General features: G+C 70.6%; 8 protein-coding genes and 1 pseudogene. 2 read left to right on the top strand and 7 right to left on the bottom strand.

Annotated features, from left to right (window positions below):
- The 6 genes from rsgA to STRIP9103_RS10080 form a co-directional block, all read right to left on the bottom strand.
- A partial coding sequence (rsgA, locus tag STRIP9103_RS10105) for a GTPase RsgA (protein WP_048820023.1) occupies positions 1–777 on the bottom strand: 777 nt, incomplete at its 3' end.
- 238 nt (positions 778–1015) lie between these two features.
- Positions 1016–2536, bottom strand: coding sequence for a cellulose-binding domain-containing protein (locus STRIP9103_RS10100; protein ID WP_009306938.1), 1521 nt, complete (start codon positions 2534–2536; stop codon positions 1016–1018).
- Positions 2537–2750: 214 nt separating this feature from the next.
- A complete protein-coding gene (locus STRIP9103_RS10095) occupies positions 2751–4136 on the bottom strand; it encodes a radical SAM protein (protein WP_009306931.1) in 1386 nt (461 codons plus the stop codon).
- A 157-nt stretch (positions 4137–4293) separates the two neighbouring features.
- Positions 4294–4512, bottom strand: coding sequence for a hypothetical protein (locus STRIP9103_RS50600; protein ID WP_009306940.1), 219 nt, complete (start codon positions 4510–4512; stop codon positions 4294–4296).
- Between the two features lie 122 nt (positions 4513–4634).
- On the bottom strand, positions 4635–9110 hold the full coding sequence (locus STRIP9103_RS10085; RefSeq protein ID WP_009306941.1) for a fibronectin type III domain-containing protein: 4476 nt from the start codon (positions 9108–9110) through the stop codon (positions 4635–4637).
- A 443-nt stretch (positions 9111–9553) separates the two neighbouring features.
- Complete coding sequence (locus STRIP9103_RS10080) at positions 9554–10561, bottom strand: hydroxyacid dehydrogenase (protein WP_048820024.1); 1008 nt, start codon at positions 10559–10561, stop codon at positions 9554–9556.
- A gap of 954 nt (positions 10562–11515) precedes the next feature.
- Here STRIP9103_RS10080 and STRIP9103_RS10075 point away from each other — a divergent pair.
- Both STRIP9103_RS10075 and STRIP9103_RS10070 read left to right on the top strand, forming a co-directional pair.
- Positions 11516–12763: a D-arabinono-1,4-lactone oxidase gene (locus tag STRIP9103_RS10075; RefSeq protein WP_009306929.1), complete on the top strand. Its 1248-nt coding sequence runs from the start codon at positions 11516–11518 to the stop codon at positions 12761–12763.
- A gap of 288 nt (positions 12764–13051) precedes the next feature.
- The gene (locus tag STRIP9103_RS10070; RefSeq protein ID WP_009306935.1) at positions 13052–14308 is read left to right on the top strand and encodes an ROK family transcriptional regulator; all 1257 of its coding nucleotides are present in this window, start codon (positions 13052–13054) and stop codon (positions 14306–14308) included.
- Between the two features lie 43 nt (positions 14309–14351).
- Here STRIP9103_RS10070 and STRIP9103_RS46210 read toward each other — a convergent pair.
- A pseudogene (locus STRIP9103_RS46210) lies at positions 14352–14518 on the bottom strand (Fpg/Nei family DNA glycosylase); the annotation flags it as partial.

Here is a 14518-nt window from a genome sequence, read left to right as displayed (position 1 = left end):
GAGGAGGTTACGGGTGGTGGTCGTGTGCCGCCCCTTGCCGTCGACGTCGCGCGTGGCCTGGACATCCATGACGTCCTCCCCGAGCAACGCGTTGGCGAGGGTCGACTTGCCCGCACCGGACTGCCCCAGCAGCACGGACGTACCGCCGGCGAGCACGGCGGCGAGGACGTCGAGGCCTTCCCCGAGCGCGGAGCTGACGGTCAGCACGGGCACCCCGGGCGCGACCGTCTCCACGTCCTGCACGAGATGCGCGAGCGTCACCGCGTCGGGCACGAGGTCGGCCTTGGTGAGCACGACCACCGGCTGCGCCCCGGACTCCCAGGCCAGCGCGAGGAACCGTTCGACCCGGCCGAGGTCGAGCTCGACGGCGAGCGACACGGCGACGACCGCGTGGTCGACATTGGCGGCGAGGATCTGCCCCTCGGCACGCTTGGAGGAGGTGGAGCGGACGAAGGCGCTGCGGCGGGGCAGACAGGCGCGTACGTAGCGGGGGTCACCGGCGGGTTCGACGGCGACCCAGTCCCCGGTGCACACGACACGCATCGGGTCGTGCGGGGTGACGAACGCGGTGTCGGCCCGCAGCAGCCCGTCGGCGGTGATCACATCGCACTGCCCGCGGTCGACCCGGACGACCCGCCCGGCGAGCAGGCCCTCGGCGTCGTACGGGGTGAAGGCGTCCGCCCAGGCGTGGTCCCAGCCGTAGGGAGCGAGAGCGGAGAAGACGGAACCGGATCCGGAGGCGGAAGCCGAACCGGAGAGAGAACCGGAGAAAGTCAAGGGAGAGACCCTTCACAAGGGTGGCCCCGGCGTTCGAAAGGAGATCGAAGAAGGTGGGTGTCAGCCGGTGGCCACGGAGGTGGACTGGATGGATTCCTGGATGCGGGCAGCGCCCATCGCCGTGACAGTCATCGGTCAACACCTCCTGTCTCACTCGTGGTTGGCGACGGCGGCCTGTTCAGCCGCCGTGCTCGGTGATCTCACCCTAGCGGGGGCACGCGGCCCCCCGTCAAACGATTTAATCCACGGTCTCGCAGTCGCTTCCGTTCAGTGTGAAGTCCCGCGGCGCCGCGTTCTCGTCGTTGTCCCAGGAGCCGAGGAAGCCGACGCCGAAGGTGGCGCCCTCGGTGACGGTCCTGTTGTAGTCGGCGGCGGTGGCGGTGACCCGGGAGCCGTCCTGATCGAAGGCGCCGTCCCACATCTGGGTGATGCGCTGGCCGTCCTCGTAGGTCCAGCCGATGCTCCAGCCGTCGAGGTCCTTGGAGGAGGTGACGGTGACGGTGGCCTGGAAGCCGCCGGGCCATTCGTTGACGAGCTTGTAGCGGACGTGGCAGGTGGCGTCGGACGAGTTGCCGGGTTCGACCGGCTCGTGCGAGACCCGGGCGGGCGTGGAGGAGTCGCCCTGGGGTTGTTCGTTGCTGCCGCCGTCACCGTCGCCGTCGCCGCCGTCGTCGGAGCCGGTCTCCTGGGGCCGCGAGGTGCTCTGCATCTCGGAGGACACCCCGGACTGGCCGGGCCGCGTCGCCGGGACCGACGAGTCCTGCTGCACGACCGACGACTCGCCCGCCGAGGCGCCCTCGGCGACGGTGTCGTCGTCGCCGAGCGGCATGAGGGAGACGGCGAGTGCGAGCACGGAGACGATGCCGGCCCCGACGAGGAGGCCGTTGCGGCCGATCCGCGGCCCCGGCTCCTTGCCCGGCGAGAGCCCCCGGTCGGTGCCGGTGGAGTCCGCGCGCCCGGGCAGCAGGCCCGCCTCGGCGGCGCGGCGGCGGCGCTCCAGGTAGGCGAGTCCGCCCCAGCCGATCACGCCACCGGCGAGCGCGGCGGGCAGCCCGCCGCCGTGCAGCCCGAGGCAGGCGGCGGCCTCGGCGCACTCCACACAGGTGGCGAGGTGCCGTGACAGGTCCTCGGGGGTGTCGGTGCCGGGCGAGCGGGTGATGGCGTCCAGCAGCCGTGCGTAGTTGTGGCAGTCGGTGTCGACGGGTGTGTCGAGCTGGTTGCGGTGGCACCGGTCCCTGAACAGCGCCCGCACCTGGTCGAGTTCGGCCCGGACGACCGACGGGTCGAGCCCGAGGCGGCGGGCGACCGAGGTGAGCGGCAGCGACTCGACCTCGGCCAGCCACAGCAGGGCCGCGTCGGGCTCCTGCATGTCCCTGAGGGCGCGCAGGGCGAGGGGGCGCTGCAGCGGCGGTCCGGTGTAGCGGGCGGCCTTGTCGGAGTTGAGCCACAGCCGCAGGTCGGGGTCGAGCCGGTGGCCCTGGCCGTCCCGCTCCCAGGCCGCCGCGCTGGTTCTGACCCAGGTCAGCAGGAACGGTATTCGGGGCAGGCGTAAGGTCCGCCGTCCGACACCGCGTCCGGCACCCGCCTCCACTTCCAGGGCGCGTGACTCCTGCATGCCGTTGGAGAAGGCCTCGGTGGCCAGTTGGGTCGCCGCGATCGATCCGGACGTGCACAGATCGGCGTACGAAAGAACCGCGTCCCAGCACTCCGAGAACAGCGCGGCCTCGGCGGCGTCCTGGGGCTTCGGCAGGTCGGGCATGGGTCTCCTGCATCCACAGAGCGAGGGGGGAAGTCCACAAGAAAGGCCAATGCCCCCTCGTTACAAGGGAGTTGGGGGGACCACCTTGTGGCAGTCCCGAGTTTTTCACGGTTCCCACACAACTGACAAGCTGCGTCTTCAGATGTGGTTACCGCCGGTTCTCGCTGCGTGGTGGTACGTATCGCAGCCCCAACTGACTCAACTGCCACAGGAGTTACTTGACTGTAACGCCCTCGGCCCCCTCGGCTCCCTGGCCCCCCTCGGTCAGCCCGGTCTGCTCGGTCAGGCCGGTCTCCTCGACCGCCGGGAGGCTGTCCATGAAGGAGCTGACCGAGAAGACGGCCCGGCCCGGTCCGGGCGGCCCGTAGCCCGGAGGGGACGACAGCCCGAAGTCGTCCATCGTGGCCCGGTAGGCCTCGAGGAGCCGGATGTGGTACTCCAGCGGCGCGCCCTGCGGGTTGGCCTTGCCGAGCGGGGTCGTGGGCTCCGGGCACCAGGTGGTGAAGCGGGGTGTGATGCCGTGCGACATGAAGAAGCGCAGGCCCTCGGTGGTGGACGCGATGGCCTCGTCGACCGTGGTGAACCCGAACGGCTCGGCCATCTCCACACCCGCCACGAAGTTGGGGATCACATTGCGCGCGCCGAAGACCTCCGCCGAGTCCAGGATCCGCTTGTGCCACTCGTCGCGGCCGACGTAGCGCTCCTTGCCGGGGCAGTACAGCTCGAACAGACGGCGGTCCCAGACCTCGTAGTTGGGGTGGTAGATCTTCACGCCGTAGTCGTGGAAGCGCTTGACGTCGTCCAGCGGCAGCGCCTGGGCGACGACCTTGCCGATCCAGCGGTTCGGGAAGCGCTCCTCGATGGCCTTGGCGTAGTGGCCGTAGAAGTCGGCCTCGTCCCGGCCGGCGACCGTCTTGGTGATCGCGCCGCCGGTGAGCGTGTAGGCGGTGGACGTCTTCGCCGTGTCGTACCGGTCGATGATCTCCAGCGCCTCCAGGACCTCGTCGACGTCCTTCACACCCGTATACGGCCGCCCGGCCGCCTTGTGCTGGCGCCAGTTGTGGTTGATGTCGCAGTACTGGCACTCCTCCTTGGCGCCGAAGTACTGGCAGACGCGGAAGACGGTGAGGTAGATGAGGTAGCCCCACTGGATGGTGGGGGCCACCTCCATCACGGACTTCCCGTTGGAGAGGGTGTGCCGGTAGTACTCCGGCATGGGCGGCACACCGACGTCGGCGATGCGCCGGCCGTCGAGATAGAGCCCGAGCATGCCCTCCTCGTCGGCGGCCACGCGGTACGGCGACGACGGGTTGACCCGTACGGAGACGACCGTGCGCCGCAGGTCGTACGGGCCGCCGGTGAGGATGATCTCCTCCGGCGGGCGACGCAGGGCGGCCTCGCCCAACTCGGGGAGGGTGCCGTGGTCGAAGGAGAAGATGAAGTACGACTTCGGCTTGACCTCGCCGCTCTCGTTGTCGCTCAGCGCGGACGCGTCGAAGGCCACGCCGCCCCTGAGCAGGTCCTCCTTGAAGACCGCCTCCCGCGGTACGTGCGGGAACCGCTCCATCAGATCCTCGACCAGCGCGGTGCGGCTGCCCATCCCGTTTTCTCCTCGCTCCCGACTCGCTCCGGCTCCGTACTCCGGCTTCCGTGCTCGACTCCTCACGGTATGCCCCTGGCCGGACGGGAGCGGCGCCGGGTCCCCTCACAGACGTGATGTTTCCACCGCATATCGCCGGATTCGGCGGCCTGGACGATCATCCGGCCGCCGCGGCGAACACGATGAAGTGTGGCGAACCCGGCGAGATCAGCGGGATGTACTCGCCGCAGCCCCAGACGTCGCAGCCCGCAGGACGACCGACGGCGAGCGCCTGGCCCTGGTGGTGGTGCCAACCGGTGGAGCCGCCCGGCGCGAGCGTGATCGTGCGGACCACCACGTCGGTGCGCCGGACACCGCGCCGACCGCCGCGGCGCATGCGGCGACGGCCACCGCTCTTCGGATCCGTCCTCCGCGTATGCCGCTGACCACCATCGCACCGCGACGCCCCCGGCCGACGGTCGGTCGGGGGCGCGATGCCGGGTCGTGACCGGCGGTGGGTCAGCCCTCCTCGGGCGCGTAGTACCAGAACTCGACCTCGGCGAGGTTGCACCGGCCGTCGTGGGCGTCGTGGAGCCGGAGCAGGGGGTACGACGCCGTGGAGCTCAGCGTGGCCTCGTACCAGATGCCGTCGGTCGTGGTCCCGATGGTGTGCAGGTCCGTCCAGGTCGCCCCGCCGTCGGTCGAGCCACGCAGCACGGTGCCGGTCGCCCGGCCGGCGAAGCCCGCACGCGGGAGGACGCGCAGCTTGTCGACGACCAGGGGGCCGGCGTCGCCGGCGGTGATGTCGATCCAGCTCTCCGCGGCGAGCGTGTCGGTGTACGTGGCCGTGTTGCCGTCGAAGGCCTTCCAGCCGTTGGACTCCTTGGTCCCCCGGCCCGGCCACTCGATCGTGGAGGCGGCCACCATCGACGCGGTGACCGACGTCCGCCGCAGCAGCGTGTCGCGGGAGACGAGGAGTTCGTACGCCGCGTACACCTCGTCGATGCGGGTGTCCTCGTCCTCGCCGGTCTCCTTCTCGATGCGGTCGAGCTCGGCGGTGAAGGCCGCGTAGCTCTTCTTCGTCCACTCGGCGGGGTCGGTCCGCCGCGCCCGCGCCAGCACGTCGGCCAGGGTCTCGGCGACCGCGACGGCCGGGACGGAGGTACGGGTGCCGCCGCCGACCAGGTCCGCCGTGACCCTGTAGTACCGCTTGCCGTGCCGCAGCCCCTCGTCCTCGTACCCGAGGGAGCGGGTGCCGGACTCCACGGTTTCCCATGTCTCACCGTCGGTGGAGCGCGAGACCGTGAACGTCAGCGCGTCCTCCGGCTTGTTCCAGCGGACCGCCACCGTGTCGCCGTCGCGTCCCAGCGCCACCAGCACCGAGTCCGCCCGGATCCTGTCCACCGCCACCTTCGTGAACTCCGCGTCACCCGTGGCCGCGAGTCCCGCGTGGACGGCGTACGGGAAGGGCGTGAACAGGGTCGCGACGGTCACCCACACCGTGCCGTCCACCGAGACCTGGCCGTGCACGCGGTGGGTGCTGACGTCGCGGACGAGCCGCAGATACGGCGTGGCGGCGAGTGTACGGCCGTCGAGCCTGCGGGTGATCGGCGAGCGCAGGTCGTCCTGCCAGTCGTGGCGGCTGTCCCGGGTGCGGTTGTGGAAGACGAGGGAACCGTCGGTGTCCGCGCCGAAGTACAGGTGGCGGGTGTCGGCGGTCAGCCGGTCCCGCAGCATCAGGCCGGTGACCGGGCCGCGGGCGCCGTCCACGCGGGCGGTGAGCGTGAAGCTGCCCGCCGACGGGCGGCTCACATAGTGCAGTTGGTCGTCGATGTCCCGCGACGGCACCGTGTAGTCGTCGCCCTCGCCGAGCCCGTCGCCGTGCGCGCCGAGCACCCGGATCGTCGAACCGCGCACGGCCGCGCTCCCGGGGCGGGCCTTGAAGAGGGCGTCGTCACGCCAGCCGGAGTTCCGGAGGGAGGTCGTCTCCGGCGCGGCGGCCTCTGTCCGGACCGTATGCGAAGTCCAGCCGTTGCCCTGGGAGTTGACCGCTGTGACGGTGTAGTAGTACGTCTCGCCGACACTCACCGACTCGTCGGCGAAGTGCCGCCCCTTCAGATTGGCCGCGATCAGCTCGTACGGGCCCTGCCGCCGTGTCGCCCGGCGCACCTCGTAGTGCGTGGCGCCCGCGGTCGTCTGCCAGGTGACCGTGATCGAGCCGTCCCCGGGCAGGGTGTGCACGAAGTCGACGTGCGCGGGCGGGAGTTCGGAGATCTCCGCCGTCGGCAGCTTCAGCACGAGCCCGGTCTTCGGCGGCACGCTCACCCTGCCGTCGCGCACCGGGAGGTCCTTGCCGCTCACCAGGTCCAGGACGGTCGACCCGGCCGACGGTACCTCCACCTCGTGGTCGCGCTCGTTCCCGTACGCCTTCCGCGTGGTGTTGAAGACGAAAAGGTAGCGGCCGTAGCGGGCGGTCAGCAGGTCCGGGTAGCCGGAGTACGCGTGGTCCGCCTCGAAGTTCTCACGGCGGACCGTGCCGACGCCCGGCTGGTACGTGATCGGGGCGATCTCGCCCGCGAGGGCCTGCGGGGCCAAGCCGTCGCCCGTCTGCTGGTCCTCCATGAAGTCGACGTCGATGTTGTCCATACGGGCCCAGTAGTCCTCGTACTGGAACAGCCCGTTGGTCTGGAGCTGCACGATGTGGTCGCGGTTCGCGTGCCGTACGTGCAGGCGACCGTTGCGGGCGAAGCCGCGTTGCCGCTCGTTGAGGTGGCCCCACAGGTGCAGGTCGCCGTCCCGCAGCGACACGAACATGCAGTCGACGTCGACCCAGGCGAACCGCTCGTAGTCCGCCGTCCGCACGCCCAGCGCCGACAGCTCGGCGGCCGTGTAGTACGCGAAGTCGGTGTGCGGGTGGACGGTGCCGGTCGGCTCGTGCGCCTTCAGCCAGGCCCAGGTCTCGCCGAGTTCGAGGTCGTACTTGTTCTTCGACTTCACCGAGGAGAACTGGCTGAAGTACTGGCGGTCGGCGATCTGCTGTTGCGCGAAGCCGACGGCTTCGCGGGCGTACGCGCGCGTGGTCCTCCACTCGTCGCCCGCGTACCGGTCGGAGTGCTCGGCGATGTGCCGGGCGAGCGAGACGTAGTGGAGGATCTTGCCCTCGGAGATACGGAGGACATAGCCGGGGAAGCCGGGAAAGTTGGTGTTGCGCTCGTCGATCACCATCTCCATGCGCATGGTGCGCTTGAGGTTGTCGTCGAGGTCGGTCATACGGGCGTGGGAGCGGGCGTGCAGGTTGCGCAGCGCCAGCTCCAGGATGCGGTCGTTGAGCTCCTCGTCGCCCTCGTGGCCCCAGGTGCGGTGGAACCACTCGGGCAGGTAGTTGGTGGCCTCGCCGTAGTTGGCGACGTAACCGTTCTCCCGGGTGTGCCCGGCCTCGGTCATGGTGGTGTAGTGCGTGCCGAGCGGGAGGCGCCGGACGACGTTGCCGTCCTTGTCGAGCTTCGACTTCGCCAGGCCCTTGATGACGTACCGGACGTAGTCCTCGGTCCAGCGGGCGGTGCGGTCGTGGTAGAAGAGCGAGTGGAACAGGTCCAGTTCCTGTCCGTCGGGCCCGACCAGGACCTCCTCGCCGAGGAACGGCTCCCAGCCCAGGGACTCGCCCACGATCCGGTGGCTGCGCGCCTTGCCCTCGTAGAACGCCGACCCGATGACCCGCAGGCCCTCGTGGGCCTCCCAGGCGCCCTCGTACGTGTACATGACCTGGTTGTAGATGTACGACAGCCGCGAGCGGGCGTAGTCGAAGTTGGCCTTCAGGACGCGCTCCCAGGCACCGCGCCGGGTGAGAGGTCCGCCGTCCCAGTCGACGTCCTTCAGAGACGTCTCGCCGTCCTCGGTCCCCGTCCTGAACGGCTCGTCGAGGAACGCCTCGAAGGCCTCCCGCCCGTAGACATCGTTGTCGGCGATGACGTTCTCGACCAGGTACAGCGCCTGCCCGAGCGCTCCGTAGTAGCCGCCCCAGTCGCCCTGGTGACCGCCCCAGGCCAGCAGCTTGGTGTTGCCGTAGTAGTCCTTGGTGTGGTTGTCGACGCACTTGAAGACCCGCAGCAGGGCGGCCTTCTTCTCGGCGGGCGTCTTCGCCGGGCACCAGGAGGCGCGGGCGAGGGCGCCGGCGTAGAAGAACAGTTCCTCGACATAGCGGACGATCGAGAGGTTGCCCTTCGCCGACGCGTCGACCTTCGCCGAGAGGGAGTTGAAGAGCTTGACCTGGTCGGCGACGTAGCCGTCGACGAGCGCCTGCTTGGCCGTGGCGTCGATGTCCGCGACCGTGTCCGTGGGCGGAGTGAAGTCGGCCTGCGGGTCGTCGCTCAGGTCGAGGTACGCGCCGGTGTGCGTGTAGGCCCGGTAGTAGCCGCGGGAGGCGGCGGTGACCTTGGCGCTGAACCCGCTGTCGTATGTGCGCAGGGTGATCTCGGCCCGCGACCGGCCCCTTGTGTGCTCCAGCGGCAGCATGATCGTCGCGTAGAAGAAACGGCCGGGCAGCGGACGGCTTGTGCCGGTGTTGAGGGCCTCGTAGTCGCCGGAGCGGCGGTAGCCGATCTGCTCGCCGTTGATGTACGCGATCGTCTTGTACGTGGAGGTGTCGCCGCCCCAGAACTTCACCGTGAGGTAGTTCTGCTGGACCGGGTCGACCGCGAGCGTGAAGCGGAGGTCGCCGCCCTTGATGCCGGGGGTGGCGAGGGGCTTGGCGACACGGGCCCGGTCGCCCGCGTTGCCGTCGACGACTTCGGTGTCCGGGCCGTGGAAGTCATGGGCGGACTCGGAGTCCGCGCTTCCGAAGTCGATCAGGTCGAGGCGTCTCGCACCCTCGGCGGCGGCCTCGGCGCTGTCGGCGGACGCCTGCTCGGCGGCGGTCGTCCACGACCAGCCGGTGAGCGCGAGCGTGCCGGTGCCGGCGGCGGCCGTGGTCAGGACGGATCTTCTGGTGACGGACATGCGGGTTCCTCACAGCGAGCGGGAGAAGGGCTACTTGAGGTGGGGGGTAAGGTCCAGGCGTGTCGACGGCCGGGCGTCCGGCCGGTCTGCCCGAGCGCGCCGAGCGTGACCTCTCCGCGCCGGAGTACGGGATGGGGCACAGCGACTCCTCGCACACACGCGGACAGGGGAGACCGCGGCAGCCGCTCGGGGTGTCTACCGAACGGCTGCCATAGAAAACGGTCTCTATGGAAGTTAGGGTCGCGCTCGGGAGTCGGCAAGATATCGCAGCCAGAAAACTGTGCTGACGCGCGAAAACTCGACGACGCGCCCGTGATTACGAACGAGTAGGTAGCGAGCAGTCAGCAAACGGTTCCTGGAAATCGGTCGTCGAGGGCACGCACCCCCGCCACGTCAGAAGCAGGTGGGAGTGCCCCACGAGGCGACGCCCGCCGGGGCGGCGGTCACGCCGTGCGTTCCAGAGCGGCGTGGTCGACCTTGTGGGCCGGCGGGCGCCCGGAGCCCAGTCGTTCGGCCTCCTCCACGACCGTGAGACCGAGCCGGGACACCTCGTTGCCCTGCGAGCCGGCGAGGTGCGGGGTGATGAAGGCGTTCGGCAGGTCGAAGAGCGGGGAGTCGGCGGGCAGCGGCTCGGGATCGGTGACGTCGAGGATCGCGGAGAGGCGCCCGGCACGCAGTTCGTCGATGAGCGCGTCGTGGTCGACGAGCGTGCCGCGCGCGGTATTGATGAGGACGGCCCCGTCGGGCATCAGGGCGAGTTCCCGGCGGCCGAGGAGGTGGTGGGTCTCGGGGGTGTCCGGGGCGTGGACGGTCACGATGTCGGAGGTGCGCAGGAGGTTGTCGAGCGGCAGCAGGGGTACGCCGAGGGCGGCGGCCCCGGCCTCGTCGACGTACGGGTCGGTGAGGCTCGCCCGCAGGTCGAAGGGGCGCAGCAGCTCGATGACCCGACGGCCGATGCGGGAGGCACCGATGACCCCGACCCGGCGGCCGTGGTTGCCGATGCCGGGGACGAACCCCCAGCCGGGGAAGTTCCGTTCGGCCCGGAGGCGGTCGCGGTAGCCGAAGAGGTCCTTGCCGGCGAGCAGGATCATGGCGAGCGTGTACTCGGCGACCGGCAGCGCGTTGGCCTCGGCCGCCGTCGAGACGGCGATCCCGCGCTCCCACACGGCGGGGGCGACGAACCCCTTCACCGAGCCGGCCGAGTGCAGGATCGCCCGCAGCTTGGGCGCCGCGTCGAGAACCGCCTCGTCGATCCGGGGGCAGCCCCATCCGGTGACCAGCACCTCGACCTCGGCGAGCGCCTGCCGGATCCGGTCGTCGGCGAAGTCCTCCGCGATCAGGGCGGGATCGATCTCCACCGCCTCCCGCAGACGGGACAGCACCTCCGGCGGGAAGATCTGCGGAACGTTCTCGGCAGTCATGGCGAACAAAGCGCGGGGCCGCTCGGGCAAGGAAGGGACCTTCCAGCTGGGGGAACCGGTCACAGTAACCGGTCTCCACGGTAGGTCTGGCCGCGCGAGGGGGTCAATGGACGGGACGGGGAACGGCCGGGGCAGCACAGCAGAGGCGGCCGGGACGCGGAGAGGGCCAGGCACGAGAACTCGGCCGGGCCGGCCGGGCCCGGCAAGAGACCTGGCAGAGCCGACGGCCGTAGCACGGCGAGACAACCGGCAGAGCCGACAGCCGCAGCAGGGCAGGACACCCGGCAGAACCGACGGCCGTTACGCGACACGAGACCCGTGAAGGACATGACGGCCGAACCAGGCAGGAAAGGCGGCCCGGGCCCGGGAGGGAGACGACCGGAGGCGGGAGCGGGACAACCGAAGGCCGAAGGGAGAGGGCCGAGCCGACAACCGGACAGCCGAAGGCGGAGCGGAACAGCCGAAGGCGGGAGCGGGACGATCGAGGCCGGAGCGGGGCAACCCGAAGACGGCGAGCCGGACAGCCGAGGGCCGGAGCGCAACAACCCGAACACCAGAAGCCGGGACAGCCGAGGGCCGGAGCAGGGCAACCCGAACGCCAGAAGCCGCACAACCAAGGACCAGAGCGGAACACCCCAAAGACCGGAAGCCGGAACAGCCGAGGCCCAGAGCGGAACACCCCGAACACCAGAAGCCGCACAACCAAGGACCAGAGCGGAACACCCCAAAGACCGGAAGCCGGGACAGCCGAGGGCCGGAGCGGGGCAACCCAGGGCCGGAGCGGGGCGGCCGAGGGCCGGAGCGGAGCAACCCGAACACCAGAAGTCGGGACAGCCGAGGGCCGGAGCGGAACACCCCAAAGACCACAAGCCGGGACAGCCGAGGGCCGGAGCGGGGCAACCCAGGGTCGGAGCGGGGCGGCCGGAGGGGGGAGGGAGGATGGCTTGGACAGTTACGGCTCGTGGAGTGCCGAGGAGTACACGTATGACGACCGAGACCCTGACCAACTGGGCCCGGAACATCACCTACACCGCCAAGGAACTGCACCGGCCGCGGTCGGTCGAGGCGCTGCGGGTGCTGGTCGCGGGCAGCGAGAGGGTGCGGGTGCTCGGCAGCGGGCACTCCTTCAACGAGATCGCCGAGCCCGGCGCCGAGGGTGTCCTGCTCTCGCTGACCGCGCTGCCACCGACCATCGAGGTGGACTCGGCGGCCCGTACCGTACGGGTCGGAGGCGGTGTCCGGTACGCGGAACTCGCCCGCGCGGTGCACGCCCACGGTCTCGCCCTGCACAACATGGCCTCCCTCCCGCACATCTCCGTGGCCGGCTCGGTGGCAACCGGTACCCATGGTTCGGGCGACGGCAACGGATCGCTCGCGGCGGCCGTGCGCGAGGTGGAGCTGGTCACGGCGGACGGCTCCACGCTCACCCTCTCCCGTGGCGACGACCGCTTCGGCGGGGCGGTCACCTCGCTCGGCGCCCTCGGTGTGGTCACCGCGCTCACCCTCGACCTGGAGCCGGGCTTCGAGGTGAGCCAGCATGTCTTCGGCCGGCTCCCCCTCGCCGGGCTGGACTACGCGGCCGTGACGGCGTCGGCGTACAGCGTGAGTCTGTTCACCCGCTGGCTCCGCTCCGGCTTCGACCAGGTCTGGGTGAAGCGGCGGACCGACCAGGCCGCGGTGGACTTCCCGTGGGCGGCGCCTGCCACCGAGGCCATGCATCCGGTGCCGGGGATGCCCGCCGTGAACTGCACCCGGCAGTTCGGCGTGCCCGGGCCCTGGCACGAGCGGCTGCCGCACTTCCGGGCGGAGTTCACGCCGAGCAGCGGGGACGAGCTGCAGTCGGAGTATCTGCTGCCACGGACGCACGCCATGGCCGCGCTGCAGGCGCTGGACGGGATCCGGGCGGCCGTCGCTCCCGTGCTGCAGGTCTGTGAGGTCCGTACGGTGGCCGCCGACGAGCAGTGGCTCAGCCCCGCGTACGGCCGGGACACCGTCGCGCTGCACTTCACCTGGGTCGCGGACACGGCGGCGGTGCTGCCGGTGGTGCGGCAGGTCGAGGAGGCACTGGCGCCGTTCGAGGCCCGGCCGCACTGGGGGAAGGTGTTCACGGTTCCGGCGGTCGAACTGAAGCGGCTGTACCCCCGGTTGGATGACTTCCGGGCGCTGGCCGACACGTTGGACCCGACGGGCAAGTTCCGCAACGCGTTCGTACGGGATGCACTCGGGGACTGACCACGCCGGGCGGCCCGGGGGCTCTCACCTGGTATCCCTCGGGGCCGACGGTCTCCAGCCATCGAGTCCCGCTCTGCGGCAGACTTTGTAAACCCCCTTTCCTAACCCCTTGTCGAAAGTCCCCCCGAGCCATAGCCTTGCGCCGCGCCGGGGCAAACAGGCCTCGCCATGGCCTGGAAGGATCGAGGAGACCATGTCGTCGGTGCCGCGCTTTCCCGGGGGACAGCCCCCGGACCCCCGGCTGGAAGAGGCCGCACGCACCCGACGCCATGCAGCGAGGGGAGTCCGATGAGACGCAGCACATCACGTGACATTCGCACCGCGAACCGCTACGAGGTGCTGCGCCAGATCATCGCCGAGTCTCCCACGTCCCGGCAGGAGCTGGCGGCGGCCACCGGGCTGAGTCTGGCGACGGTCGCCACACTGGTCGGGGAGCTGCTCGATCTGCGGCTGATCACGGAGGTCGGGTTCGAGGACTCGGCGGGCGGACGCCCCCGCGGGCTCGTGGCCGTCAACACGTCGGGGGGCGCGTTGATCGGCGTGGACATCGCGGAGACGTACGTCCGGGTCGAGCTGTTCGACCTCGCGCTGAACGTGCTGGCCCGAGCCGACGAGGACATGCGCCCCGGCGAGAGCCGGCCGGAGCAGGTCGTCGGGCATGTCGCGGCGGCCGTCGGCTCGGTGGTCACGCAGGCCGGGGTCGAGGGCGCGCGCGTGCTCGGTGTCGGGGTGAGCGTGCCGGGCCAGGTGGACCGGGAGGGCGGGGTGTCGGAGTACGCCCCGAACTGGGACTGGCACGACGTCCCCCTGCTCGATCTGCTCGCCGAGCACATCGCGTATCCGCTGTACCTGGACAATCCGCTGCGGGCCTGCGCCGTCGCCGAGCTGTGGTTCGGCGCCGCCCGGGGCCGGGGCGACACCGTTGTCGTCAACCTCGGCACGGGAGTCGGCGCCGGGCTGGTGCTGGGCGGTGGCCTCCACCGCGGGGTCAGCAACAGTGCCGGGGAGTGGGGGCACACCACGCTCGTACTGGACGGGCGGCTGTGCCACTGCGGGAACCACGGGTGCGTCGAGACATATGTCGGGGCGCCCGGGATCATGCTGCATCTGCGGGAGTTGAGCCCACAGAGCACCCTGCTGCATCCCGAGGACCAGACCGCCACGATCGACGCCCTCGCCCGGGGAGTCACCGACGGGGACCCCGTCGCCGTGAAGGTCGTGCGCGACACCGCCCGTTATCTCGGCGCCGGTATCGCGGACCTGGTCAATCTGCTCAACCCCGAAGTGGTCGTGCTCAGCAGCTGGGTCGCGGCCACGCTCGGCGAACCGCTCCTCGCCGAGGTGCGGGAGGCCGTGGCCCGGCACGCGCTGCGCCGCCCGCTGGCCGCCGCCGAGATCGTCCTGTCCCCCATCCCCACCGACCCGGTGTGCCTGGGAGCCGCGACCTTCGCCCTGGAGGGCGCGCTCTCGTCGATCAGTCAGCGGCGCACGCCCGAGAAGACCAAGCACAGTCCCGCCAGGCGCAACACAGCGAGCCGTCGGTGAGTGGCGACGCCGGCCCGTACCCATGAGCTGAGGGCCGCAGGACCCTATAGGCCCCGTATCTCCTCCGGCTTCCCGACCAGGTCAACTTGAAAGGCGACATCTTCGCGGCGTGCAGGATCTCGTCGCTGTACGCGTTCCCGATCCCGGCGATCAGGCTCTGGTCCCGCAGCGCGCCCTTGATCTGCCGCCACTCCCCCGCGAGCAGCTCCG

The sequence above is a fragment of the Streptomyces ipomoeae 91-03 genome, from assembly GCF_000317595.1.
In the GTDB taxonomy this organism is placed as follows: domain Bacteria; phylum Actinomycetota; class Actinomycetes; order Streptomycetales; family Streptomycetaceae; genus Streptomyces; species Streptomyces ipomoeae.
The sequence above is the reverse complement of the archived record's forward strand: the minus strand, read 5'-3'. Positions and strand labels throughout refer to the sequence as shown.

Excerpts from the sequence above, each read along its gene's own strand:
- STRIP9103_RS10100 (WP_009306938.1), bottom strand. The coding sequence starts at position 2,536 with ATGCCCGACCTGCCGAAGCCCCAGGACGCCGCCGAGGCCGCGCTGTTC.
- STRIP9103_RS10095 (WP_009306931.1), bottom strand. The coding sequence starts at position 4,136 with ATGGGCAGCCGCACCGCGCTGGTCGAGGATCTGATGGAGCGGTTCCCG.
- STRIP9103_RS50600 (WP_009306940.1), bottom strand. The coding sequence starts at position 4,512 with ATGCGCCGCGGCGGTCGGCGCGGTGTCCGGCGCACCGACGTGGTGGTC.
- STRIP9103_RS10085 (WP_009306941.1), bottom strand. The coding sequence starts at position 9,110 with ATGTCCGTCACCAGAAGATCCGTCCTGACCACGGCCGCCGCCGGCACC.
- STRIP9103_RS10075 (WP_009306929.1), top strand. The coding sequence starts at position 11,516 with ATGACGACCGAGACCCTGACCAACTGGGCCCGGAACATCACCTACACC.
- STRIP9103_RS10070 (WP_009306935.1), top strand. The coding sequence starts at position 13,052 with ATGAGACGCAGCACATCACGTGACATTCGCACCGCGAACCGCTACGAG.